This is a genomic window from Pseudomonas sp. UBA2684 (assembly GCA_002354655.1).
Taxonomy (GTDB): Bacteria; Pseudomonadota; Gammaproteobacteria; order Pseudomonadales; family Pseudomonadaceae; genus Aquipseudomonas.
In genome coordinates this window covers 126,789-150,139 of sequence record DELY01000003.1, presented here as the reverse complement: position 1 = coordinate 150,139, position 23,351 = coordinate 126,789, and the positions used below count along the sequence as shown (strand labels likewise).

Annotated in this window: 18 protein-coding genes; 4 read left to right on the top strand and 14 right to left on the bottom strand. The window is 62.0% G+C overall.

All coding sequences use genetic code 11. From position 1 onward, the window contains the following. Positions 1 to 5: 5 nt before the first annotated feature. Complete coding sequence (locus B3M58_RS01735) at positions 6 to 1,244, top strand: O-antigen ligase family protein (protein WP_296216827.1); 1,239 nt, start codon at positions 6 to 8, stop codon at positions 1,242 to 1,244. After that, complete coding sequence (locus tag B3M58_RS01730) at positions 1,222 to 1,854, top strand: CatB-related O-acetyltransferase (RefSeq protein ID WP_296216826.1); 633 nt, start codon at positions 1,222 to 1,224, stop codon at positions 1,852 to 1,854. Before B3M58_RS01735 ends, B3M58_RS01730 begins: the two co-directional genes overlap by 23 nt. On the opposite strand, the gene B3M58_RS01725 is transcribed toward B3M58_RS01730, so the two are convergent. The 14 genes from B3M58_RS01725 to glnE form a co-directional block, all read right to left on the bottom strand. Continuing rightward, complete coding sequence (locus B3M58_RS01725; RefSeq protein WP_296216825.1) at positions 1,833 to 2,726, bottom strand: glycosyltransferase; 894 nt, start codon at positions 2,724 to 2,726, stop codon at positions 1,833 to 1,835. The genes B3M58_RS01730 and B3M58_RS01725 overlap by 22 nt on opposite strands. Further along, positions 2,720 to 3,610, bottom strand: coding sequence for a glycosyltransferase (locus tag B3M58_RS01720; protein ID WP_296216824.1), 891 nt, complete (start codon positions 3,608 to 3,610; stop codon positions 2,720 to 2,722). Before B3M58_RS01720 ends, B3M58_RS01725 begins: the two co-directional genes overlap by 7 nt. A 54-nt stretch (positions 3,611 to 3,664) precedes the next feature. Continuing rightward, positions 3,665 to 4,594, bottom strand: a complete 930-nt coding sequence (locus B3M58_RS01715) for a glycosyltransferase family 2 protein (protein WP_296216823.1) — start codon at positions 4,592 to 4,594, stop codon at positions 3,665 to 3,667. Beyond that, positions 4,594 to 5,658, bottom strand: a complete 1,065-nt coding sequence (locus B3M58_RS01710; RefSeq protein ID WP_296216822.1) for a glycosyltransferase family 9 protein — start codon at positions 5,656 to 5,658, stop codon at positions 4,594 to 4,596. Before B3M58_RS01710 ends, B3M58_RS01715 begins: the two co-directional genes overlap by 1 nt. An 11-nt stretch (positions 5,659 to 5,669) precedes the next feature. Continuing rightward, entirely contained in the window at positions 5,670 to 7,400 is a 1,731-nt protein-coding gene (locus tag B3M58_RS01705) for a carbamoyltransferase family protein (RefSeq protein WP_296216821.1), read from the bottom strand. 83 nt (positions 7,401 to 7,483) lie between these two features. Beyond that, complete coding sequence (locus B3M58_RS01700) at positions 7,484 to 8,941, bottom strand: lipopolysaccharide kinase InaA family protein (protein WP_296216820.1); 1,458 nt, start codon at positions 8,939 to 8,941, stop codon at positions 7,484 to 7,486. Further along, the gene (locus B3M58_RS01695; RefSeq protein ID WP_296216819.1) at positions 8,938 to 9,684 is read right to left on the bottom strand and encodes a lipopolysaccharide kinase InaA family protein; all 747 of its coding nucleotides are present in this window, start codon (positions 9,682 to 9,684) and stop codon (positions 8,938 to 8,940) included. Before B3M58_RS01695 ends, B3M58_RS01700 begins: the two co-directional genes overlap by 4 nt. Beyond that, positions 9,681 to 10,418: a lipopolysaccharide kinase InaA family protein gene (locus tag B3M58_RS01690; protein ID WP_296216818.1), complete on the bottom strand. Its 738-nt coding sequence runs from the start codon at positions 10,416 to 10,418 to the stop codon at positions 9,681 to 9,683. The genes B3M58_RS01695 and B3M58_RS01690 overlap by 4 nt, the downstream gene beginning before the upstream one ends. Further along, positions 10,411 to 11,229 (bottom strand): lipopolysaccharide core heptose(I) kinase RfaP, encoded by an 819-nt coding sequence (gene rfaP, locus B3M58_RS01685; RefSeq protein WP_296216817.1) that lies wholly within the window; start codon positions 11,227 to 11,229, stop codon positions 10,411 to 10,413. The genes B3M58_RS01690 and rfaP overlap by 8 nt, the downstream gene beginning before the upstream one ends. Continuing rightward, positions 11,226 to 12,347, bottom strand: coding sequence for a glycosyltransferase family 4 protein (locus tag B3M58_RS01680; protein WP_296216816.1), 1,122 nt, complete (start codon positions 12,345 to 12,347; stop codon positions 11,226 to 11,228). The genes rfaP and B3M58_RS01680 overlap by 4 nt, the downstream gene beginning before the upstream one ends. Positions 12,348 to 12,468: 121 nt before the next feature. Next, complete coding sequence (waaC, locus tag B3M58_RS01675; RefSeq protein WP_296216815.1) at positions 12,469 to 13,473, bottom strand: lipopolysaccharide heptosyltransferase I; 1,005 nt, start codon at positions 13,471 to 13,473, stop codon at positions 12,469 to 12,471. Continuing rightward, on the bottom strand, positions 13,473 to 14,516 hold the full coding sequence (gene waaF, locus B3M58_RS01670; protein WP_296216814.1) for a lipopolysaccharide heptosyltransferase II: 1,044 nt from the start codon (positions 14,514 to 14,516) through the stop codon (positions 13,473 to 13,475). Before waaF ends, waaC begins: the two co-directional genes overlap by 1 nt. Before the next feature lie 252 nt (positions 14,517 to 14,768). After that, positions 14,769 to 15,692, bottom strand: a complete 924-nt coding sequence (locus B3M58_RS01665) for a branched-chain amino acid transaminase (RefSeq protein ID WP_296216813.1) — start codon at positions 15,690 to 15,692, stop codon at positions 14,769 to 14,771. Positions 15,693 to 15,764: 72 nt separating this feature from the next. Further along, positions 15,765 to 18,707 carry a bifunctional [glutamate--ammonia ligase]-adenylyl-L-tyrosine phosphorylase/[glutamate--ammonia-ligase] adenylyltransferase gene (gene glnE, locus B3M58_RS01660; protein ID WP_296216812.1) on the bottom strand — a complete coding sequence of 981 codons (2,943 nt, stop codon included), beginning with the start codon at positions 18,705 to 18,707 and terminating at the stop codon, positions 15,765 to 15,767. 270 nt (positions 18,708 to 18,977) lie between these two features. On the opposite strand from glnE, the gene aceE reads away from it, so the two are divergent. Next, positions 18,978 to 21,623, top strand: coding sequence for a pyruvate dehydrogenase (acetyl-transferring), homodimeric type (aceE, locus tag B3M58_RS01655; RefSeq protein ID WP_296216811.1), 2,646 nt, complete (start codon positions 18,978 to 18,980; stop codon positions 21,621 to 21,623). 11 nt (positions 21,624 to 21,634) lie between these two features. Further along, positions 21,635 to 23,281, top strand: a complete 1,647-nt coding sequence (gene aceF / locus B3M58_RS01650; RefSeq protein WP_296216810.1) for a dihydrolipoyllysine-residue acetyltransferase — start codon at positions 21,635 to 21,637, stop codon at positions 23,279 to 23,281. Positions 23,282 to 23,351 lie beyond the last annotated feature (70 nt).

The window sequence follows — 23,351 nt, the reverse complement described above, 5'->3', positions numbered from 1 at the left end:
ATTTGATGAATAGCGATACGCCATCCCCCAGCATCTCATCGCCTGCTGGATTAAACCTGCGAATCTCGGACTGGCTGATCCGCTACCTGCTGCCGATAGGCTGGCTGACACTGCTCACCGGGCTCTTCTGGGCGTGGGATCGCTCGCTCTACCACAAGTTCTACTATGCACTGATGGCAACCCCCACCCTACTTGCCGTTGTGCTGCAACCGACCCTGCTGAAGCAGCTACTGCGCAACCCGCTGATCATCGGCTTCATAATTTTCGGCGCGTATACCTCATTGACACTGCTCTGGTCGGACACAGACAGCAGTATGCTCTCGATGCTCAAGCGCCCCATTTATGTGCTCATGCTGTTCCTCGGCGCAGGCCTGCTAGCGATCAAGCACCCGCAAATTTTGCCCAAAACCCTCCTACTTGCAGCAGTCATTGCCACGCTGAGCGGCGTGCTATCACTCTCTTATCTGATCTATAGCCGCGCCGGACTGCCTAGCCCAGGCCGCTTCAGCGGCTATGGCGCGCTCTACAACCCGCTGCTGAGTGCGCATTTGTATGGTTTTTTCACCGCGTTCTGGCTGGCAACCTGGCTCACTAAACGGCACCCGCTTTCACCTTTACCACTTGTGTCTCTGGCCCTCCTGAGCATCGTGATCATTAGCACGGGCTCCCGAACCCCGCTACTCGCACTCACGGTCACCTTGATATGGCTGGGGGTAGCGCACTTCAACCGGCGTAGCCTGATTGCAGCGGGCGCAGGGCTGTGTGTTGCGCTGGGGCTTTTACTGTTTTACCCGCAGGCCTTGACCGACAGAGGCCTTTCCTACCGCCCAGACATCTGGCTTGGGGCTGTAGAACTGGCCCTGGAAAAACCGTGGCTCGGTTATGGTTTCGACCATCAACTACTGATCAAGCTCGAGCCGTCCCGGTTGGCCTTCAACGATCCGCACAATATTGAGTTGGCAGTACTGCTCTCTGGCGGCATTGTCGGGTTGATTCTCTGGTTGATACTGTATGCCGTTGCCCTGCTCTACGCATGGCGCAACAGGCACGATACGCTCGTCTTGATGGCCTCGGCGCTGGTAGTGTTTGGCCTCGCCGCCGGCCTAACGGAGGGGCGTGATTTCCTCTCTCGTCCCAAAGAGCACTGGTTCCTGATCTGGATTCCTCTTGCCCTGCTGGCGGCCGTCTGGGTATCGCGCAGCGTACGAACGGAGAAACCACATGCGCCTGCTGAAAACGCTTGAGCAGCACCTGCGCAAGAGCTGGAAAAGCTGGCGCGGCGCTCCCGAACTGCCACGTTTTCTAAGGCCTCAGGCACGTTTCCGTGAGCGCTATCCGACCTACCAGATCGGTATCGGCACCTACGGCATGCCCGTTGTGCACGACTGGCAAGAAGACAGCACGTTGATTATCGGCAGTTACTGCTCGATCGCCGATAACGTGCAGATATTCCTGGGCGGCCAGCACCGGGTCGACTGGGTCAGCACTTACCCATTCCCCGCCTATCTGGCGGAAGCCGCTCACATCGAAGAATTCGGCGGAAGCCGCGGCGACGTGGTGATCGGCAGCGATGTGTGGCTCTGCGCAAACACCACCATTCTCTCCGGAGTAACCATTGGCCATGGTGCCGTAATCGGCAGTGGCGCGGTCATTAGCCGGGATGTCGAACCCTACGCGGTCATGGTCGGCAATCCTGCACAACGCATACGCTGGCGCTTCGACGAAGAGATACGCGATGAGCTGCTCAAGACGGCATGGTGGGAATGGCCCGAAGCGGAAATCCGGCGCGTCGTTGACAAGCTCTGCAGCGACGATATAACGGCCTTCCTTGCTTATGCACGCTCACGTGCCTGAGCAGGCAGGAGCAAACGCCACAACCCCCTGAGCGTCTTGCGGTCCCATGCTTTCATGGGCAGCTCGCTCAGCAATCGACGGGCAAGCGCCTTATCCTGCCGGGCACACTTCAAAAACATCGAGTTGCGGTAGTTCGCACACACCTGCTCATACGCCGGGTGGTCACTAAAGCGCGCAAAGGTTCGCAATACGTTGTCGACCATGAAGGGGTAGTTCTTATAAGTGTTGCTGCCATGCACACGGTAAAGCGCCAGCACCTCACCCAGCACATCGATGAAATAACCAGCACGGGTGATCTTCAGCTCGATCATCAAGTCCTCGAGGCGCACCTCGGGATCGAAACCGCCGACGCTTTCCAGGGCTTCGCGCCGAAAAAGCAGGGTAGGCGCAGGCGACCCCGGTTTGCGATTGAGGAAGACATCCTCAAAATCCAGACGCCGCCAATACGGTGGCTTATCCCGCCCCAAGGGCTGCCCCTGGGCATCGATTTCCTGGACCGAACCCGCGCAAATACCGACTTCCGGCTTATCGTGCATGTAGTCGACCTGCAAGCTCAAACGCGCGGGCAACATGACGTCGTCGGAGCCGAAAGGTGCGATCAGTGCGCCCTGACAGCGTGCAATGGCCTCGTTCAGGGTTATCGACAACCCTTGATTGGCCTGAACACGAAAGTCGAACCCCAACTCTTTCTGCAACCGCGTGATGGTCGCCACGCTATCGTCAGTTGAACCGTCGTCGATAACCAGCAGCTCTATATGGGCATAGGTTTGCGCCATCACGCTACGGATAGACGCCTCGATATAAGGGCCGTGGTTATACGACGCAATAATTACGCTGACCAGCGGATAAGAAGAGGAACGGCTATTTACCACCAGCGCCACCACGATAAAGAAGGTGAGGGAAGGAACGGCTCGGCAATCACCTTGGCAACCTGTGCAGCCAGGTAGGCGTAGGTATTGCGCGCCAGTACATGTTCGCGGCCTTGACGAGCGATTTCTGTCGCCTGCTCTGGATGCTCTCTGATCCAGGCAACCTGAGCGCACAACGAGTCCAGGTCGTCATAGAGCAACACATTACCGCCCTCGACAAAGCCGAGGGCATCTTCCTCGCCCAGTCCCTGGCGCTTGGCAATTAGCAGGCAGCCACATGCCATAGCTTCGAAGTTCTTGGCCATATACTCGCCCAGCCCAACATCCGCACTGACGAAACAGCGGATACGGTTGAGTGTGTCCACGTACTCCTCGGCAGAGCTGGTACGCATGATTTGCAATGACTCGCGTTGCGCCAAAGACTCCAGCATAAGTCGACGAGCCGAATAGGCTTCACTGCCAAGGCGCCCAATGAAGCCCAACTCGATGTCGCGCGCCGGGTATTGGCGATCGTTCAAACGGGCCTGATCAAAGCCTTTGGGAATGAAAGATGCGTTGATCCCTGAGTCGCACAAATGCCGCGTGACCCTATGCCCCGTGCTGATCACCTTGAGTCCCGGCACACGCCGATACAGCTTGAGAAACGCGCCCAGCCAACGCGATCCCGGCATGATGTCGAGGTAAGCATCTTCTTCATACACGATCAGGCCGGGAAGCGTGCGCAACACCCGGCTCTGCTTGTGAATGTGCTTGAACATCAAGTCCAGCACGATGCGATCGTAAACAGCCAGATCAAACGTAGCCAAGATCCGGCGCAGGTTGCGCTGCTGCTGCTTGTCGAGAAAGTGAAGATCGACCGCGCAATGCTCCCGCAGGGCATACCACATGCTGCGATTGTCCAGCGCACGATCGGCACTGGTCAGAACAAGAACACGCAAACGCTAACCTCTCAGCCACATGCGCAAGGCTTTGCGCGTATAGGACCACCGAATAATGACTGTCCAGTCGGCACGTAGCGCCTGACGATAAAACTCACTTGCGGCAGCCGTGTCTCCCGAACTGTAGAACGTCCGGAACAGCGATAGACACCGCTGGGCGGTGTAGGCCTGCTTGAGATCCTGTAACTCGGCCGGCATACGTCGTGCGGCAAACACCTCGTCGACCAGCTCAAGCTCTGCTGCCCGAGCATGGGTCAGGTTATGCCGCAGACTGGTGTCGTGCTTGTGAATCAGCGCCAGCGGCTGATCAAGCAGCGTACATGGAAAGCGCGCCAACACTTGCGCGAATACCGGAATGTCCTCGGTATTGCGAAAACGTTCGGGATAACCGCCTGGGACGAATACATCACGGTGCATGGCGCAGGCACCATTGGACAGGGTGACGCTTTTGTCCAACAGGTAACCACGCACCAGCGACCGAGCGTCCGCAGGTAGAGATTTAACCTCGTGCAGGCGCCGCTTGCCGTCGGCGAATACCGACCAGTGTCCGCCTATAACCATACGGGTATGAGGGTTGTTAGTGATGTGCTGGGCGAGTAGCGATATCGCATCCGCTGCCATCTCATCATCGGCATCGAGGAAAATCAGAAACCGTCCACGCGTTTCCTCGATGCCCAGATTACGCACCGAAGCAGGGCCTCCATTGGCCTTGTAAATGACACGAAAACGCCCAATGTGCTCGGCCTGCAAGCGCTCCAGAACCTCACGCGTGTTATCGGTCGAGCCATCGTCAATCACCAGCAGCTCTGCCGATGCATCCGCCCCCAACTGAGTCAGCACCGACTCAACCGCACGCGGCAAGGTCTTCGCGTAGTTGTAGGCGGGGATAACCACTGAAATCAGAATATCTGCGGTGTCACCAGTGGTGTCCATCAAACAGCCACCTCATGTTTGGCAACCAGCTTGTTAAAAGCCCGTTGCACACGTGAAACGCTGAGAAAAGTCATCCATGCACGCTTTATTGCTCCCAGGGAAAGACTCGGCCGCACCACTTCGTTGTCACCCCAGCCTGGCCGCCAGCAAAAACCATCTCGGCGCTTGCGGTAGATGGTCAACACCGGCACCCCCAGCGCGGACGCCAGGTGTCCGACGCCGGAATCATTGCCAATCACGTAGCCCGACTCATACAGATAAGCTGCTAATTCGCGCGCATTGGCAAATTGCGGAACGGCGAACTCCGCTTCGAAGCGAGGCGCCCACTCAGCCCGCTCCTTGGGCGACAGGACGAACTGCGGATCGAAGCCCTGCTGCTGCAGACGGCGAGCCAGGCGAAGGTACTTGTCATGAGGCCAGTTCTTTTTCACGTTGTAAGACGTCGGGTGCAGCATGACCCGACGCGCATAGCGACGCGGAATAAAAGCCTGCGGCACGCGGAAGCCGACCTCCGGTGCAGCCTGCTGGATCGCAAGCTTGGTTCGACAGAACGCCACGGCTTGATCGACCATCGAAAGGCTGGCGTCATCGATCACGCGGATCGGGCCCGCACACGCGGCCACGCAGCGCAGCAAGTCGGCTTTGACGGCCCCTAAACGCTGCAACACGCGCTGAGTATGATCCTGAATGTAGTCTGGCTTAACCCGCAGCGTCCCGACAAAAACAAACCGCTGAGCCAGCTGGGCCGGATCTTGCGGGATACTGGTGACGATACTGCCGCAGTCTGACAACACCAGGTCATAAACATCGCACAACACATGCGTCTCCCCGGGTTCGGGAAATGGCAACACGTCGATGTTAGGCAACCAGTCGGCGAAATGCGCCAGGTGATTACTCAACATCGTCACGCGATAGCCCGCCTGTGCCAGATTGTTCGCCACAATCAGGTAGATCAGGCTATCGCCCAGGCCCAATGAGGGCACGACAGCAATGTGGCAGTCGAACCGGCCGATCTGCGTTCCTTCGCTCGCCTGCGATGTTCCTTCATTCGTTCGGGCAGTCATACCGTGCCTACCTACTCTTTAACCACCAGAATGTCTTCCATGATCAGGTACTGCAGATCCGAGCCGAAGAACATGTTCAGCGCATCGGTCGGCGAGCAGATCATCGGCTCGCCGCGGCGGTTCAGCGAGGTGTTCAGCGACACACCGTTACCGGTGAGCTTTTCCAGTTCGAGCATCATGTCGTAGTAACGCGGGTGGTATTCGCGCTTGAGTACCTGGGCACGCGAGGTGCCGTCTTCGTGGACCACTTCGCTGACGCGGGTCTTCCACTCCTCATTGACTTCGAAAGTGAAGGTCATGAAGGGCGACGGGTGATCGACCTTGAGCATCTGCGGGCCGACGGTATCGAGCATCGACGGGCAGAAGGGGCGCCAGCGCTCGCGGAATTTGATCTGCTCGTTGATCCGGTCGGCCACGCCCGGAATGCTCGGACAGCCAATGATCGAACGGCCGCCGAGGGCGCGCGGGCCGAACTCCATGCGACCCTGGAACCAGGCCACCGGGTTGCCGTCGACCATGATCTGGGCGATGCGCTGGGGCATGTCGTCGATCTGCTGCCACTGCGGGGCGTTCGGGTGCCTGGCGCAGGCCGCGATCACATCCTCGTTGGAGTAGGCCGGGCCGAGGTAGACGTGCTCCATCTTCTCCACCGGTACGCCACGCTTGTGCGAGATGTAGGCGGCAGCGCCCACCGCGGTGCCGGCATCGCCGGAGGCCGGCTGGACGAACAGTTCTTTGACTTCCGGGCGGGCGATGATCTTCTGGTTCAGCTTGACGTTCAGCGCACAACCGCCGGCAAAGGCGATCTTGCCGGTTTCCTTGAGAATGTCGCCGAGGTAGTGATCCATCATCTGCAACGCCAGCTTCTCGAACAGTGCCTGCATGCTGGCCGCATAGTGGATATACGGGTCGTCGGCGATGTCGCCTTCGCGCTTGGGCCCCAGCCACTCGATCAATTTAGGCGAGAAGTAGAAGCCTTTGCCGTTCTCTTTGTAACGACGCAGGCCGATGACGTTGGCGTAGTCGGTGTTGATGATCAGCTCGCCGTTCTCGAAGGTGGCCAGACGCGAGAAGTCGTATTTGCTGGCATCGCCATAGGGCGCCATGCCCATGACCTTGAATTCACCGTCGAGCATCTCAAAGCCGAGGAACTCGGTGATCGCGCCATACAGGCCGCCGAGCGAATCCGGGTCGAAGAACTCTTTGATCTTGTGGATCTTGCCGTTCTCGCCATAGCCGAAGAAGGTGGTGGCGTACTCACCCTTGCCATCGATACCCATGATCGCGGTCTTCTCGGTGAAGCCCGAGCAGTGGTAGGCGCTGGAGGCGTGGGCCAGGTGGTGCTCGACCGGTTCGATCTTGATTTTCTTCGGGTCGAAGCCGAGTTGCTCCAGGCACCAGACGATTTTCTTGCGGTAGCGCTTGTAACGGCGGTTGCCCATCAAAATCGCATCAAGCGCGCGATCCGGGGCGTACCAGTAGCGCTTGGCATAGTGCCAGCGGGCCTTGCCGAACAGACTGATCGGGGCAAACGGAATCGCCACCACGTCGACATCGGAAGGCTTGATCCCGGCCTGTTCCAGACAAAATTTCGCCGACTCGTAAGGCATGCGGTTCTTCGCATGCTTGTCGCGCACGAAACGCTCTTCTTCGGCAGCCGCAATCAACTTGCCGTCGATGTACAGCGCTGCGGAAGGGTCGTGACTGAGGGCGCCGGAAAGGCCAAGAATCGTCAGTGCCACAGAAAAAGCCTCTTCAAATCTGCCGCTGCCTCAAGCAACGGCCTCCGTTAAATTGATTGCCCACGGATGGGCAGCACTCACCTTCACACCGCGGCGTGAATATCCACCTTGGGTAACCGTCGATCCAACAGCTGGTGCAACGCGCTGCCTGCCGGCCAGTTACGCAGGAAGCGCGCACGGTCGCGGCTGTAGGCCGGGGCAAAACTGCTGGCGCTGCGGTGCTGGCGCATGGCATCCAGGTCGATCAGCGCCCAGCGCCCAGCCTGCCACAGCAGGTTGGTGCCTTTGAGGTCACCATGGCTGATGCGCTCACGCAGCAATGCCGCGAATAACTCATCCAGCGCCGCCAGTTCGGCCTCAGGCGGCAAACTGGCCGCATCCGGGTCGTTCGGGCAACGCGTGAAGCGGGCGATTATATCCTCACCCGCCGCGTGTTCGGTAACCAGATAGGCGCGCCGACGTAGCCAGCATGTGCGCAATTCCAGCATGGCCAGAGGCCTGGGCGTGGCGATGCCGAGAAAATCCAGGCGGTTGCCCTCGCACCAGCTGTGCCAGGCGCGACTCGGCCGCCAGCAACGCTTCAGCCAATGCGCCACACCCTTGATGTTGTAGCGTTTGATCACCAAGGCACGGCCCTGGTGCTCGACCAGCGCAACCGTGGACGAGCCGCCCAGTTTGAGCGCTTGGCCAGCCGCGAGGGCGGCATCGGGGTCGCTCAGCAACGGCGCCAAACTCTGCTCTTCCGTGCGCCGCACTACGCGTAACGCTGTCGCATTGCGCTGCACACTGAACAAACTGCAATCACGGCCGACCTTGCGCAGGTAATCGCGCAAGCGCCAGCGGCGAACCTTGCCCACCTCGTCGAGCAGCGCTTCCAGTGGCAAGGCGTGTTCGCCATTGACCAGCAGGTAGTGCACCAGCAGCTCTTCGATGAACGCCTCCAGGCTGGCCGGTAACTGGGCGAAAAACACCCCCAGGTTGGCCAATACCTGGTCACGCGACAGCGGTTTGCCGGGCGTTTGCACCCGCACGCCACCGCCGTCAATGAGGAACAACTGGCCGTCGTGGCGCAGCAGGTTGTCCAGGTGCAAGTCGTCCTGCCACAGCCCCTGGAGGTGCAGCGCGGCGATGACCGCCAAGGCCTCGCCCAGCAATGCCCGCTGCGTGTCACTGAGTAACGGCTCGGCGGCCTGGGCTGCCCATTCCTCGCCCAGGCTACGGGCATCGGCAAGAAAATCGAACAGCAGCCAACCGCCCTCGCCTGCAGAAAAGCCCTGCTCAAGCAGTGCCGGGGTGCGCAAGCCCTGCTCGGCAAGCAGGCGAGCACCTGCGACTTCGCGGGCGAAATGCCGCTCGGCCTTGGCGCCGACCAACAACTTGGCCAGTACACGCCGGCCCTGCCACTGGGCCACACCGACATAGCGCTGCCCAGGCAACACCCGCAGCAAACGCTGCACCTGCAAGGTGTCGCCCGCAAGGCCAGTGACCTGCATGGGCAGGGTCGGCGTGCGTCCCGCCTGCCGCACATCGCTTAACCTCATGCGCGCGCCTCTTTATCGCGCTGACGGCGCGACAAACGGCGCCACCACTGCTCCAACTCAACCGGCGAATCCAAGTAAGCCGCCAACAGGCCGCGCACCTCGGCGTCGCCCCACACATTGGCGCGCCGCAGCAACGGCTCCAGATCCTTGATCCGGTCGCGCATGCCCAACCACAACGGCCGGGTTTTCTCCAGGTCGATCAACTGTGCGACAAACCCATCGCCCCGCTCTTGGAGAAATATATGTTTAGGGTAGAAACAACCATGGACTTGACCACACGCGTGCAATTGCCGCGCGAGCAACCCGCATGCGCTAACGATTGCCTGCTGCTTGGCTGGCGGCAGAGCCGGCCATTGCTGCAGCCAGTCATGTAAATCCTGCCAGCCATCCAATGCCCGAGTCAGGAGCAGCGCACGCTGTTCGCCGGCCACCTTGCGTTCGGCGAAAAACACCGCCTGCAAGGCCGGAATGCCCAACTCACGGTAACGCTGGATATTGCGAAACTCGCGAGCAAAGGTCGGCTCGCCGAACGGCCGCGTGAGGCTGCGCGTCAAGTAATTACTCTGCCGCTTGAGGTAGAACGCGGTCTCGCCCAAATCCAGGCGATACACGCTGCTCCAGCCACCTCGTTCGGTGTTCGGCTCATCCACCGCCTCCAGTTTGAGCGCCCACAGCGCGTCATAGCTGGCCAGTCCATGGCGTTCAAGGAGGGCATGCTCCTCGCTGGCGATAAAATCCTTCATTCACGTCCCTCGAAGAATTTGACGATTTGTCGAATGCGCGGCTTATCGCTGGCCTGCAAACGCTGACGTCCACGGTATTGCAGGTAAAAACGCAGGCGCTGGGTGCGTGACAGCTTGTACTTGGCCACTTTATCCAGGCAGGCCAGGTCCTTGATCATCCGGTAATGCAGCAAGGGGCCCCACCAAAAGCTGCCCGTTGGGCAGTCGATGAGAAACAGCTCGGCCTCGGCGTTTACCAGCAAATTGCGCCATTTCAGATCGTTATGAGTGAAGCGGTGTTCATGCAGGATGCGCGTCGCCGCCGCCAGTTGCTGGCTGACCCGCGCCACCCAGGTACGATCACCCAGGCACGCGGCGTCACGCTGCGCCAGCTGCGCCATGTCTTCGGTGCCAAGCAACTCGCGGGTGATCAGTGCACCGCGTACAAATGCACCGGCCTTGCGCGCCAAGCCATAGGCCACGATAGGCGCGGTGGGAATGCCCCACTTGGCGAAATACTTGAGGTTCTGCCATTCCGCCTTGACCCGCGGCCGGCCGATAAAGCGGCGCAGCCCCTTGCCGGCGCCGTGGTAGCGCTTGACGTAATAACGCAGGCCCTCGCATTCGACGCGCAGCACCTCGGACAACGGGTCCTGAGTAATGCGCTCGCCCTGCAAGGCGAACACCGCGTCGAGATCGACGAACGCCGCCCGCAGTGCCGGCGACGCATCCTCGCTCAGGCGCCACTCACTCATTGCCGGCTCCGGGCGCATATTTGCGCGCATAACGCGCCAGCAACTTGTCCGCCCGGCGCTCCAGCCAGGCCAGCAGCGCCGCTTCGTCCGCGAGGATCTGGCGCAACGGTTGCTGGAAATAGCTGCGCAGAAAACGCAGCTTGTCGCGCTGCGTCAGGCCGATGTTCAGGGCCGAGAAATACAGCCCGGCCAGGTCCTTGTTGCGCCAGCGGCGTGGCACCGCGCGGCGTGATTGGGCGCGGTGCAGGTCGATGACCGACAGGCGGAAGTTCGCTGCCGTTACCGGCGTGTCGGTGTGCAGCAGAAAATGGCAGATATAGCAGTCGCGGTGGTTGATCCCGGCGCGGTGCATGCCCGCGGTCATCCGCGCCACTTCGCCGATCAGCGCCCGCTTGAGTGCCGGTGGCGGCGGGGTTTGCGGCCAGTCGAGGCTGAAGTCTTCCAGGCTGATGGTCGGCGCCAGCTCTTCGGTGACGATGAACGAATGCTGCGCCGCCGGGTTACTGCCGCGCTCGCCATAGGCCACCGCCGTCATGGTCGGCACACCGACTTCATGCAGGCGCTGGATCGCCCGCCACTCCTGGCCCGCGCCCAGCACCGGAAGCCGGGCCGAGAGCAGGTTCTTGACAATTTCGCGCCAGCCGACGCCGCGGTGGATCTTGACGAAATAGCCGCGCCCGGCGACTTCGGTGCGCAGTGTGCGACGACCTTCCAGCTCGCGGTATACCTGCCCCTCCAGCGCTTCGACCGCGGCAAAGGCATCGCGCCCGGCCCACAGGCTCTTGAACGGTTCGCTGAGCAGCAACTTCATGGGCGCTCCGCCAGAATCACATCGGCCGCGCGCTGCGGCATGGAGTACAGGTCCGCCGTGTCGGCGAACGCCAGGCCGTTGCGCTGCCACTGCGCGCGCTGGGCGGCGTCGGCGAGCATCTCGGCCAGCAAGCCGTTGAGCCGCGCCTGCTCGAAGGGGCTCGGCAGCACACGGCCGGCATCGGCCTCGGCAATGTAATGGGCGTAACCGCAGACATCGCTGACCAGCACCGGCAAGCCGGCGACCAGCGCCTCGAGCAGCACCGTGCCGGTGTTCTCGTTGTAGGCCGGGTGAATCAGCAGGTCGGCGCCGAGCAGGAAGCGTGGAATGTCGCTGCGGCCCTTGAGGATCTGCACGTTGTCGGAAATCCCCAGCGCCTTGATCTGCAACAGGAACGGCTTCGGGTCGTCCTGACCGATGACCATCAGCCGCGTGCGCGCGCGCAGCTCGCGTGGCAGGGCGGCGACGGCTTTCAGGCTGCGATCCAGACCTTTGGTCTTGAAGCCGGAGCCGATCTGCACCAGCAACAGGTCATCGTCGCTCAGCTTGAACTCACGGCGAAACTCGCCGCGCACCTCGGCGGCATTGGCCGGTGCCCGGCGATCCGCGGCGATCCCTGGCGGCAGCAGGTGGAAGCGCTGCGCCGGGGTGGCGTAATGCTTAACGAACAACGGCTGCTGCACTTCGGAGATCATCAGAATTTCGGTCTTCGACTCCGCCGCGAACACCGCCCGCTCGTAGTCGGCGAAGTGCTTGTAGCGCCCCCACTTGCGGTACAGCGGGTTACGCAGGGTCTGCGCCTTGTCCTCGAAGCAGCCATCGGCAGCGTAGTAGACGTCCAGCCCCGGCATCTTGTTGAAGCCGATGACCCGATCCACCGGGCGCCTGGCCAGGTCGGCCTCGACCCAGGCCGTGAGCTTCTCATTGCGCGTGTGATTGAACAGCGCCTTGACCGGCACCACCACCACTTCGAAGCCAGCGGGAATTTCGCCGTCCCAGATCGGCGTGTAAACGCGGATCGAATGTCCGCGCTGCTGGCACTCCAGGGCGATACGCAGGAAGTCGCGCTGCAAACCGCCATACGGAAAGTATTTGTAGAGGATAAAAGCCAATTGCATCAGACGGTTCCCGAACAGGTAGGTTGCGGTTGAGCCGGCGAAGCCCAACCAGAGCGCGCACAGGCTGCGGCGTTGGGCGTTGCTGCGCGCAACGCCAACCTACGAGTCCATCGCAACGGCATCAGATACGCTCCGGCTCAGCCAACAGCAGCGCATGCAGCTCGGTGGCCACGCGCTCGGGCAGCAGGTCGTCGAAGCAGGATTGCTGACGGTCGCCCAGACCGGCATGCGGACCGCTGGCACACAGGTGAACCTGCGAACGGCCGTAGGCGCCCACACGGCCCGGCAGGGTTGGGCCGTAGAGCGAAATCGTCGGCACGTCCAGGGCTGCGGCCAAGTGGCCAAGGCCGGTGTCCACGGCCACACAGGCGCTGGCCCCGGCGATCACCTTGGCCACTCCGGCGAGGTTCAGCTTGGGTAGCACTGCGGCATGCGGCAGACCGGTGGCGATGCGCTCGGCGCGCGCCCTCTCGGTCTCGTTGCCCCAGGGCAGACGAATCGCCCAGCCCAGCTCGTTCATACGCTCGGCCAACTCGCGCCAATAGGCTTCAGGCCAGTGCTTGCTCGGCCACGTGGTGCCATGCAGAAACAGCAGATACGGCTGTGCCGAAGGCGCCGCCAGCTGCGCACGATTCAGCCCGTAATCGCCGATAGCGCACGGCAATGGATAATCCAGGGCCTGGGCGAACAGCTGGCGCACCCGCTCCAGCGCATGCTGCTCGCGCGGCACCGCATAGCGGCGGTCATAGAAGCGCGCGGCGACCGGCTCACGCGCCGATTCACGGTCCAAGCCAACCACCGGCGCCGTGACGTAACGGGTCAAGAACGCGCTTTTCAGCAGGCCCTGAGCATCGATCACCAGGTCGTAGCGGGTTTCGCGTAGACGCGCCTTGAAGCGCGCCCACTCACCGCTTGTCAGGGTGTGCCAGAGGTGCTTGCGCCAGCGCCGAATGGCCACCGGAATCACTTGGGCCACGGCTGGATGCCAGGCGGGAATCTCGGCGAAGCCCTCTTCCACCACCCAGTCGAACTGAATGCCGGGAATCGCCCGCGCCGCGTCGGTGAGTGCCGGCAAGGTGTGCACCACGTCGCCGAGCGAGGAAGTTTTGATCAACAGAACCCGCATCAATCGACCTCGATCGGCTCGATGGGATCAGCCACCAGCCGGTCCAGCGCCTCGATCACCGGCCGCGGGCTCAGCTCGCGCAGGCAGTTGTAGTGGCCGAAGCGGCAGGTACGGTCGAAGCAGGGGCTGCACTCGATACCCAGGCGGACGATCTCAACCTGCTCGGCCAGTGGCGGGGTAAAGCCCGGCGAGGTCGAGCCATACACCGCCACCAACGGCCGGTTCAACGCCGCCGCCACGTGCATCAGCCCGGAGTCGTTGGACACCACGGCACCGGCGCAGGACAGCAGGTCGATGGCTTCGGCCAGGCTGGTATCGCCGGCCAGATTGACCGCCTCCTCGCGCAAGCCGGGAATCAACCGCGCACGGATTTCTTCGCCGACCGCATGATCGTTTTTCGAGCCGAACAGCCAGACCTGCCAGCCAGCACGGATCTTCAGCTCGGCGACCTTGGCGTAATGCTCGCTCGGCCAGCGTTTGGCTTCGCCGAACTCGGCACCGGGACACAGCGCCAGCACCGGGCGATCCAGGCTCAGGCCGAACTTGCCAAGCGCCGCGTCACGACTGGCAGGCTCGATGCGCAGGCTGGGACGCGGATAAGGCTGCGGCAGCTCGCCACCCGGCTCGAAGGCCAGCGCCATAAAGCGCTCAATCATCAGTGGGTAGCGTTCTTTGTCCAGGCTGCGAATGTCGTTGAGCAGGCCATAGCGCAGCTCGCCCTTCCAGCCGGTGCGTTTGGGGATGTCGGCAAAGAACGGCACCAGCGCCGACTTCAGCGAGTTGGGCAGCAGAATCGCCTGGTCATACTGGCCGGCCAGGGACTTGCCGATCTTGCGCCGGGTGGCCAGTTCAAGCACACCATGGCCGAGCGGAAAGCTCAGGGCCTGGCGCACTTCGGGCATGCGCTCGAGAATCGGCCGGCTCCACTCGGGGGCCAGCACATCGATTGCACAGCCAGGGTGGCGTTGTTGCAGACACTGGAACAGCGTCTGCGCCATCACCATGTCACCCACCCAGCTGGGGCCTACGATCAGTATTTTCATGCCTATCCCAGAAACGACCAAGGAGGCTTTCGCCTCCTGGACATGCTCAACGCTTAACTCAGCAGCGTCACCCGATGGGTATCGCTACGCTCAACCTGCGCGGCCCGACCCATCCTACGAAACGCCAATCTAGTGTGAAGCGTCACGAGCGACGGCTAGGCAAGGCGAAAATCGGCGAGGACGCGGAGTTTACTGATTGTAAATGAGCAGTCCGAGCCGGTTTTCAACGCTGCATAGCCTAGCGCAGTAGCTTCACTTAACCAGGGTGCGCCATTCGGCGTGGTTGCTGGTCTTGCCAGTCACCAGATCGAAATAGGCGGTTTGCAGCTTCTCGGTAATCGGCCCGCGGCGACCGGCACCGATCTGCCGGCCATCGACTTCGCGAATCGGCGTGACTTCGGCGGCGGTGCCGGTGAAGAAGGCCTCGTCGGCGATGTACACCTCGTCGCGGGTGATGCGCTTCTCGATCACCTCAAGGCCCTGCTCGGCAGCCAGGGTGAGGATGGTGTTACGGGTAATGCCGTTGAGGCAGGAGGTCACTTCCGGGGTGTACACCACACCGTTCTTGACCAGGAAGATGTTCTCCCCCGAACCCTCGGCCACATAGCCTTCGGTATCCAGCAGCATGGCTTCGTCGGCACCGCCGGAGATGGCTTCCTGCAGGGCCAACATCGAGTTGATGTAGTTGCCGTTGGCCTTGGCGCGGGTCATCGAAATATTGACGTGGTGGCGGGTGAAGGAGCTGGTGCGCACCTTGATGCCGACCTGCAGGGCTTCGTCGCCCATATAGGCACCCCAGTTCCACGCGGCGACGATCACCTGCACTTTCAGGCCGCTGGCGCGCAGGCCCATGGCCTCAGATCCGTAGAACACCATCGGGCGGATATAGGCGCTTTCCAGGTTGTTCTCGCGCACCGCGGCGCGGGTGGCTTGGTTGATTTCGTCTTTGCTGAACGGAATCTTCATGCCCATGATGTGGGCCGAGTCGAACAGGCGGTCGGTGTGCGCTTCCAGGCGGAAGATCGCCGTGCCTTGCGGGGTGTTGTAGGCGCGCACGCCTTCGAACACGCCCATGCCGTAGTGCAGGGTATGGGTCAGCACGTGGGTGGTCGCGTTACGCCACGGCACCAGTTCGCCGTCATACCAAATCACGCCATCACGATCGGCCATCGACATAGTTGCCTGCTCCTCAAATTCGATTCGTATCCAGTCGCCGGGGCGCTGTGCGCCAGCCAGCCTAAGCAAAACTCAATTCAGTCCCAGCTCCCGCCAGATGCGCAGCACGTTGCGCCGTTCGGCATGGAACTGATCGCCGCCGACCACCCCCGGTTGCTTTTGCAACGCCTGACGGTGGGCGGCCGAGCGGTAGGCCTTGTAGGCCTCTTGCAGTAACCGGGCGTCTTCGCCAAGCACCAGACCGACGCGTTCCAGACCTTCCAGAATGCGAATGTTGTCGGTGAATTCGAGCAGCTCCGGGTACTGCCGCGACCAGGCCAGGGCCGCGTATTGCACCATAAATTCAATATCGACGATACCACCGGCATCCTGCTTCAGATCGAAGGGGGCCGTGGCTTCGAAGGCATTGGCGGCGGTGCCGGCGGCGGTTGATGGGCTGCCGAGGTTGCCGCGCATCTTCGCGCGCATCTCGCTGACGTCGCCGCGCAGCTTATCCAAATCCCGCTCGCGCCCAAGTACGGCCGCGCGCACCGCTTCGAATGCCCTGCCGACCCGCGAGCAACCGACCAGCACCCGCGCACGCACCAGCGCCTGATGCTCCCAGGTCCAGGCTTCGTTCTCCTGGTAACGCTGGAAAGCGCCGAGCGAGCTGACCAACAGACCTGACGCGCCCGACGGGCGCAAGCGCATGTCGACCTCGTAGAGCTGGCCGGAGTTGGTCTGGGTAGTCAGCAGGTGAATGATGCGCTGCCCCAGGCGGGTAAAGAACTGCGCGCCATCGATGGCTTTGCCGCCATCGGTTTCGGCCTGCGGGTCGCCGTCGTGGATGAACACCAGATCGAGGTCCGAACCATGGCCGAACTCCAGGCCGCCGACCTTGCCGTAGCCGACGATAATGAAGTCCGGGTCGCACAGACTGCCGTCGGCGCGCCGCGGCGTGCCGAACTTGCTCACGGTCTGGCGCCAGGCCAGGGCCAGCACCTGGTCGAGAATCGCCTCGGCCAGCCAGGTCAGGTAATCGCTGACCTTCATCAACGGCAGGCTGCCGGCGATTTCCGAGGCCGCCACACGCAGGCCGTGGGCCAGTTTGAAGTGACGCAGCGCTTCCATTTGCTGCTCCAGGTCATCCTCGGGGATGCGCGTCAGGCGTTCGCGCAACTCAGCCGCCAGCTCCGGCGCCAGCGGCGGCTTGAACAAACGACCCTCGTTGAGCAGTTCGTCGAGCAATAAAGGAAAGCGGGTGATCTGCTCGGCGATCCAGGGGCTGGCAGCGCACAATGTCAGCAGGCGCTGCAAGGCACTGGGGTTCTCGGTGAGCAGCACCAGGTAGGCCGAGCGCCGTGCCACCGCCTCGACCAAGGGCAGCACGCGCTCCAACACCAGGTCCGGGTTGTCGTGCTCCACCGCTTGCGCCAGCAGGCGTGGAATAAAGGCATCCAGACGCTCGCGACCGAGGCGCTGCATGGCGCGCACCTGGTTGCCGTTGCGCAGCCCGGCGAGGCGTTGCCAGGCGGATTGCGGCTTGGCGAAGCCGGCTTCGCCCAACTGGCGACAGGCGGCGGCTTCGTCCTGCACATCGTCCCACAGCGGCAACCACTCGCAGCCGACCACTTCGTCAGCGGCGCCACTGGCGTCCTCATCGGGATCGGCAATTACCTGGCGGAAATGCCAATCGACCCGCCCGCGCCACTGCATCAGGCGCTGGTGAAAAGCCTCCCAGCTGTCGAAACCGAGGATGAACGCCACCCGCGCGCGGTCCTGTTCGTTGTCGGGCAACATTTGCGTCTGCCGGTCGCCGATCGCCTGCAAGGCGTGCTCGGTGTACCGCAGGAATGCGTAGCCTTCGCGCAGCTCGTCGACCACCGTGGCCGGCAGATAGCCCTGACCTTCGAGGGTTTTCAACACCTTCAACAGCGGGCGCTGCTGCAAGCTGAGGTCGCGCCCGCCATGAATCAGCTGAAAGGCCTGGGCGATAAACTCCACCTCGCGAATGCCGCCGGAACCGAGCTTGATGTTCTCGGCCATGCCCTTGCGCCGCACTTCCTGCTGGATCAGCTGCTTCATGGTGCGCAGCGCTTCGATCGCCGAGAAATCCAGGTAACGCCGGTAGACAAACGGCCGCAGCATCTCCAGCAACTGCGCGCCGGCCACCTGATCGCCACCGACCACGCGCGCCTTGATCATCGCGTAGCGTTCCCAGTCGCGGCCTTGATCCTGGTAGTACTGCTCCAGCGCGTTGAAGCTGAACACCAGCGAACCGGACGAGCCATAAGGTCGCAGGCGCATGTCGGTGCGGAACACGAAACCCTCGACGGTGATCGCGTCCAGCGCCTTGATCAGCCGCTGACCGAGGCGAATGAAAAACTCCTGATTATCCAGCGGCCGCTTGACCCCCTCGGTCTCGCCGCCCTCCGGGTAGCCGAAGATCAGGTCGATATCCGACGACAGGTTGAGCTCATGCGCGCCCAGCTTGCCCATGCCGAGAATCACCATGTGCTGCGCCTGCCCCGTGCGCCGCCCGACCGGCGTGCCGAACTGCACGCAGTGCTGCGGGTAGAGCCAGTGATAGGCCAGATCGATGCTGGCATCGGCCAGATCGGAAAGGTCGCGACAGGTTTCGATCAGATCGGCCTGGCGGCTGATATCGCGCCAGACGATGCGCACTTGCTGACGGTTGCGAAAACGCCGCAAGCGCCGCCCCAGCTCGTCTTCATTCGCACACTCGGCCAAGGCGCTCGCCAGCTGGCCACGCAACTCGCCATCCTGTAACGAGCGCTCCAACTCGCCGGACTCAGCCAAACTCAAGAACATCTGCGGGTCGCGCTGGGCCTGCTCAAGGACGAAATCGCTGGCCGCCACGACACGCTGCAACACCTCGCGACGCTTGCCCGGCCACGCGGCGAAACGCGCCGGGCCATCCGCCAACGTGTCGAACGCCGCGGGCAAAGACTGCTCGGCACGGGCGGCCAACGATTCGAGCGCAGCAGGTAAAGAGACCAGCACGGGCAGGCTCATGGTCTATCCTTTTTGGCGGGCTGCAAGTGGCAGGCTGAAAGCTGGCAAACCCAGTGATTTAGCGCTGCGCGCGCAACTGGCAGCTAATTAAATTGTAGTTTTGCTACTAATGAATGTATCCAAAGAGCTGAAATCGCCGTCGATATGTAGTAAAACTACACAAAGCCGGTCCTACCTCCGGTAAATCCAAGAATTCACGTGCCCCGCCCACAAAGCCGGCCACGCACCCTGGCCTCCGATTCTGGAAGCCTTTCCGCCCTGGAGCAAGCCATGCAAGACCTCGATCCCGTCGAAACCCAGGAATGGCTGGACGCCCTTGAGTCCGTTCTCGACAAGGAAGGCGAAGACCGCGCGCATTACCTGATGACCCGCATGGGCGAACTGGCCACCCGCAGTGGTTCCCAGTTGCCCTACGCCATCACCACGCCGTACCGCAACACCATCCCCGTGACCCACGAAGCACGCATGCCTGGCGACCTGTTTATGGAACGCCGCATTCGCTCGTTGGTGCGCTGGAACGCACTGGCCATGGTGATGCGCACCAACCTGAAAGATTCAGATTTGGGTGGTCACATTTCCAGCTTCGCCTCCAGCGCGACGCTGTATGACATCGGCTTCAACTACTTCTTCCAGGCGCCGACCGAAGAGCACGGTGGCGACCTGATCTTCTTCCAGGGCCATGCTTCGCCCGGCGTTTACGCCCGCGCCTTTATGGAAGGCCGCATCACTGAAGATCAGATGAACAACTTCCGTCAGGAAGTCGATGGCCAAGGCCTGTCGTCCTATCCGCACCCCTGGCTGATGCCGGACTTCTGGCAGTTCCCCACCGTTTCCATGGGTCTGGGGCCGATTCAGGCGATCTACCAGGCACGTTTCATGAAGTACCTGGAAGCGCGCGGCTTTATCCCGGCCGGCAAGCAGAAAGTCTGGTGCTTCATGGGCGACGGCGAGTGCGACGAGCCGGAATCCCTCGGCGCGATCTCCCTGGCGGGCCGCGAGAAACTCGACAACCTGATTTTCGTCATCAACTGCAACCTGCAGCGCCTCGACGGCCCGGTGCGCGGTAACGGCAAGATCATCCAGGAACTCGAAGGCGTGTTCCGTGGCGGTGGCTGGAACGTCAACAAGGTGGTCTGGGGCCGTTTCTGGGACCCATTGCTGGCCAAAGACGTCGACGGCATCCTGCAACGTCGGATGGACGAAGTCATCGACGGCGAATACCAGAACTACAAGGCCAAGGACGGCGCGTTCGTCCGTGAGCACTTCTTCAACTCGCCGGAACTCAAGGCGATGGTCGCCGACCTCTCCGACGACGAGATCTGGAAGCTCAACCGTGGCGGCCACGACCCGTACAAGGTCTTCGCGGCCTACCACCAGGCGGTCAACCACAAAGACCAGCCGACCGTGATCCTGGCCAAGACCGTCAAGGGTTATGGCACCGGTGCCGGCGAAGCGAAAAACACCGCGCACAACACCAAGAAGGTCGATGTCGACAGCCTCAAGCAGTTCCGCGACCGCTTCGACATCCCGGTCAAAGACGACGAGCTGGAAAGCCTGCCGTTCCTCAAGCCGGAAGCAGGCAGCGCCGAAGCGCGTTACCTGAGCGAGCGCCGTACCGCACTGGGCGGTTTCGTGCCGCAGCGTCGGGCCAAGAGTTTCAGCATCCCGACCCCGCCACTGGAAACCCTCAAAGCCATCCTCGACGGCTCCGGCGACCGTGAAATTTCCACCACCATGGCCTTCGTGCGCATCCTCGCGCAGCTGGTCAAGGACAAGGAAATCGGCCAGCGCATCGTACCGATCATCCCGGACGAAGCGCGCACCTTCGGCATGGAAGGCATGTTCCGTCAGCTCGGTATCTACTCCTCGGTCGGCCAGCTCTACGAGCCGGTGGATAAAGACCAGGTGATGTTCTACCGCGAAGACAAGAAGGGCCAGATCCTCGAAGAAGGCATCAACGAAGCCGGCGCCATGAGCTCGTTTATCGCGGCCGGCACCTCGTACTCCAGCCATAACCAGCCGATGCTGCCGTTCTACATCTTCTACTCGATGTTCGGTTTCCAGCGCATTGGCGACCTGGCCTGGGCTGCTGGCGACAGCCGCACCCGTGGTTTCCTGATCGGTGGCACCGCAGGGCGTACCACGCTCAACGGCGAAGGCCTGCAACACGAGGACGGCCACAGCCACATGCTCGCCGCGACCATCCCCAACTGCCGCACCTATGATCCGACCTACGGCTACGAGCTGGCGGTGATCATCCAGGACGGCATGAAGAAGATGACCGAAGAGCAGCAGGACGTTTTCTACTACATCACCGTGATGAACGAGTCCTACCAGCAGCCGGCCATTCCGGCCGGCGTCGAGGAAGGCATCATCAAGGGCATGTACCTGCTCGAGGAAGACAAGCGCGAAGCGGCGCACCACGTACAACTGCTCGGCTCCGGCACCATCCTGCGCGAAGTGCGCGAGGCGGCGAAGATCCTGCGTGACGAGTACAACATCGGTGCCGATGTGTGGAGCGTTACCAGCTTCAACGAACTACGCCGCGACGGCCTGGCCGTGGAACGCAACAACCGCCTGCACCCGGAGCAGAAGCCCAAGCAGACCTATGTGGAAGAATGCCTGAGCGGCCGTCAGGGCCCGGTCATCGCCAGCACCGACTATATGAAGCTGTTCGCCGAACAGATTCGCCAGTGGGTGCCGAGCAAGGAATTCAAGGTCCTCGGCACCGACGGCTTCGGCCGTAGCGACAGCCGCAAGAAGCTGCGTCACTTCTTCGAAGTGGACCGCAACTGGGTGGTCCTGGCGGCCCTGGAAGCCCTCGCCGACCGCGGTGATATCGAACCGAAAGTGGTGGCCGAGGCCATCGCCAAGTTCGGCATCAACCCGGAAAAACTCAACCCACTGGACTGCTAAGGAGCGAAACGATGAGTGAATTGATTCGCGTACCCGACATCGGCAGCGGTGAGGGTGAAGTGATCGAGCTGTTCGTCAAAGTTGGCGACCGCATCGAAGCCGATCAGAGCCTGCTGACCCTCGAGTCGGACAAGGCCAGCATGGAAATCCCGGCGCCGAAAGCCGGCGTGGTGAAAAGCCTGAAAGTGAAGCTGGGCGACCGCCTGAAAGAAGGCGACGAACTGCTCGAACTGGAAGTCGAAGGTGCCGCCGAAGCAGCACCAGCAGCGCCGGCGGCGGCACCCGCCGAAGCGCCCAAAGCGCCAGCCGCTGCCGCCCCGACCGCCGCACCTGCGCCCGCCGCGCAGACCAGCAGCGTGCAGGACATCCATGTGCCGGATATCGGCTCGGACGGCAAAGCCAAGATCATCGAAATCCTGGTCAAGGTCGGCGATACGGTCGAAGCCGATCAGTCGCTGATCACTCTGGAGTCGGACAAGGCCAGCATGGAAATCCCCTCGCCGGCTGCCGGCGTGGTGGAAAGCCTGGACGTTAAACTGGACGCCGAAGTCGGTACCGGCGACCTGATTCTCAAGCTGAAAGTAACCGGTGCCGCACCAGCACCCGCCGCTGCGCCAGCTGCTGCTGCCAGCGACGTGCACAAGGTGCCGGCCGGCGCGCATCCGGCGGTTGCCGCCGAAGTCAGCGCCATCGCCTCCTTGGCGGCCGCCGCGGCCAAAGTCACTGAAGCGCCTGCTCGCCCTGGCAGCAAGGTGCATGCTGGCCCAGCCGTACGCCAACTGGCCCGCGAGTTCGGCGTCGAACTGTCGGTAGTGCCTGGCACCGGGCCGAAAGGCCGCATCCTCAAGGAAGACGTGCAGGTCTACGTCAAGGCGATGATGCAGAAGGCCAAGGAAGCGCCAGCCGGCGCGACCGGCGGTGCCGGCATCCCGCCGATCCCGGTGGTGGACTTCAGCAAGTTCGGTGAAATCGAAGAAGTGGCGATGACCCGCCTGATGCAGGTCGGCGCTGCCAACCTGCACCGCAGCTGGCTCAACGTGCCGCACGTGACCCAGTTCGACTCGGCCGACATCACCGAGCTGGAAGCCTTCCGCGTGGCGCAGAAAGCCGTGGCGGAAAAGGCCGGGGTCAAGCTCACCGTGCTGCCGCTGCTGCTGAAAGCCTGCGCCTTCCTGCTCAAGGAACTGCCGGACTTCAACAGCTCTCTGGCACCGAGCGGCAAAGCGATCATCCGTAAGAAATACGTGCACATCGGTTTCGCCGTCGATACTCCGGACGGCCTGCTGGTGCCGGTGATCAAGAACGTCGACCAGAAGAGCCTGCTGCAACTGGCTGCCGAAGCCGCCGCACTGGCGGAGAAGGCGCGCACCAAGAAGCTCTCGGCCGATGATATGCAGGGCGCCTGCTTCACCATCTCCAGCCTCGGCCACATTGGCGGCACCGGCTTCACGCCGATCGTCAACGCGCCGGAAGTGGCGATCCTCGGGGTGAGCAAGGCGACCATCCAGCCGGTCTGGGATGGCAAGGCGTTCCAGCCCAAGCTGATGCTGCCGCTGTCGCTGTCCTACGACCACCGGGTGATCAACGGTGCCGCTGCTGCACGCTTCACCAAGCGCCTCGGCGACGTGCTGGCGGATATCCGCACCATGCTGCTGTAACAACCCGCTTCAACTTTCGAGCACGCCACGCTCGTACCCTCAACCCCGCCATATTGGCGGGGGTTTTTTT

What these genes read in the sequence shown, in the direction of transcription:
- B3M58_RS01730 (WP_296216826.1), top strand. Translation starts at nt 1,222, where the DNA reads ATGCGCCTGCTGAAAACGCTTGAGCAGCACCTGCGCAAGAGCTGGAAA.
- aceE (WP_296216811.1), top strand. Translation starts at nt 18,978, where the DNA reads ATGCAAGACCTCGATCCCGTCGAAACCCAGGAATGGCTGGACGCCCTT.
- B3M58_RS01665 (WP_296216813.1), bottom strand. Translation starts at nt 15,692, where the DNA reads ATGTCGATGGCCGATCGTGATGGCGTGATTTGGTATGACGGCGAACTG.
- B3M58_RS01710 (WP_296216822.1), bottom strand. Translation starts at nt 5,658, where the DNA reads ATGACTGCCCGAACGAATGAAGGAACATCGCAGGCGAGCGAAGGAACG.
- waaC (WP_296216815.1), bottom strand. Translation starts at nt 13,473, where the DNA reads ATGCGGGTTCTGTTGATCAAAACTTCCTCGCTCGGCGACGTGGTGCAC.
- rfaP (WP_296216817.1), bottom strand. Translation starts at nt 11,229, where the DNA reads ATGAAGTTGCTGCTCAGCGAACCGTTCAAGAGCCTGTGGGCCGGGCGC.
- waaF (WP_296216814.1), bottom strand. Translation starts at nt 14,516, where the DNA reads ATGAAAATACTGATCGTAGGCCCCAGCTGGGTGGGTGACATGGTGATG.
- B3M58_RS01700 (WP_296216820.1), bottom strand. Translation starts at nt 8,941, where the DNA reads ATGAGGTTAAGCGATGTGCGGCAGGCGGGACGCACGCCGACCCTGCCC.
- glnE (WP_296216812.1), bottom strand. Translation starts at nt 18,707, where the DNA reads ATGAGCCTGCCCGTGCTGGTCTCTTTACCTGCTGCGCTCGAATCGTTG.
- B3M58_RS01720 (WP_296216824.1), bottom strand. Translation starts at nt 3,610, where the DNA reads ATGTGGTATGCCCTGCGGGAGCATTGCGCGGTCGATCTTCACTTTCTC.
- B3M58_RS01690 (WP_296216818.1), bottom strand. Translation starts at nt 10,418, where the DNA reads ATGAGTGAGTGGCGCCTGAGCGAGGATGCGTCGCCGGCACTGCGGGCG.
- B3M58_RS01735 (WP_296216827.1), top strand. Translation starts at nt 6, where the DNA reads ATGAATAGCGATACGCCATCCCCCAGCATCTCATCGCCTGCTGGATTA.
- B3M58_RS01695 (WP_296216819.1), bottom strand. Translation starts at nt 9,684, where the DNA reads ATGAAGGATTTTATCGCCAGCGAGGAGCATGCCCTCCTTGAACGCCAT.
- B3M58_RS01680 (WP_296216816.1), bottom strand. Translation starts at nt 12,347, where the DNA reads ATGCAATTGGCTTTTATCCTCTACAAATACTTTCCGTATGGCGGTTTG.
- B3M58_RS01715 (WP_296216823.1), bottom strand. Translation starts at nt 4,594, where the DNA reads ATGGACACCACTGGTGACACCGCAGATATTCTGATTTCAGTGGTTATC.
- aceF (WP_296216810.1), top strand. Translation starts at nt 21,635, where the DNA reads ATGAGTGAATTGATTCGCGTACCCGACATCGGCAGCGGTGAGGGTGAA.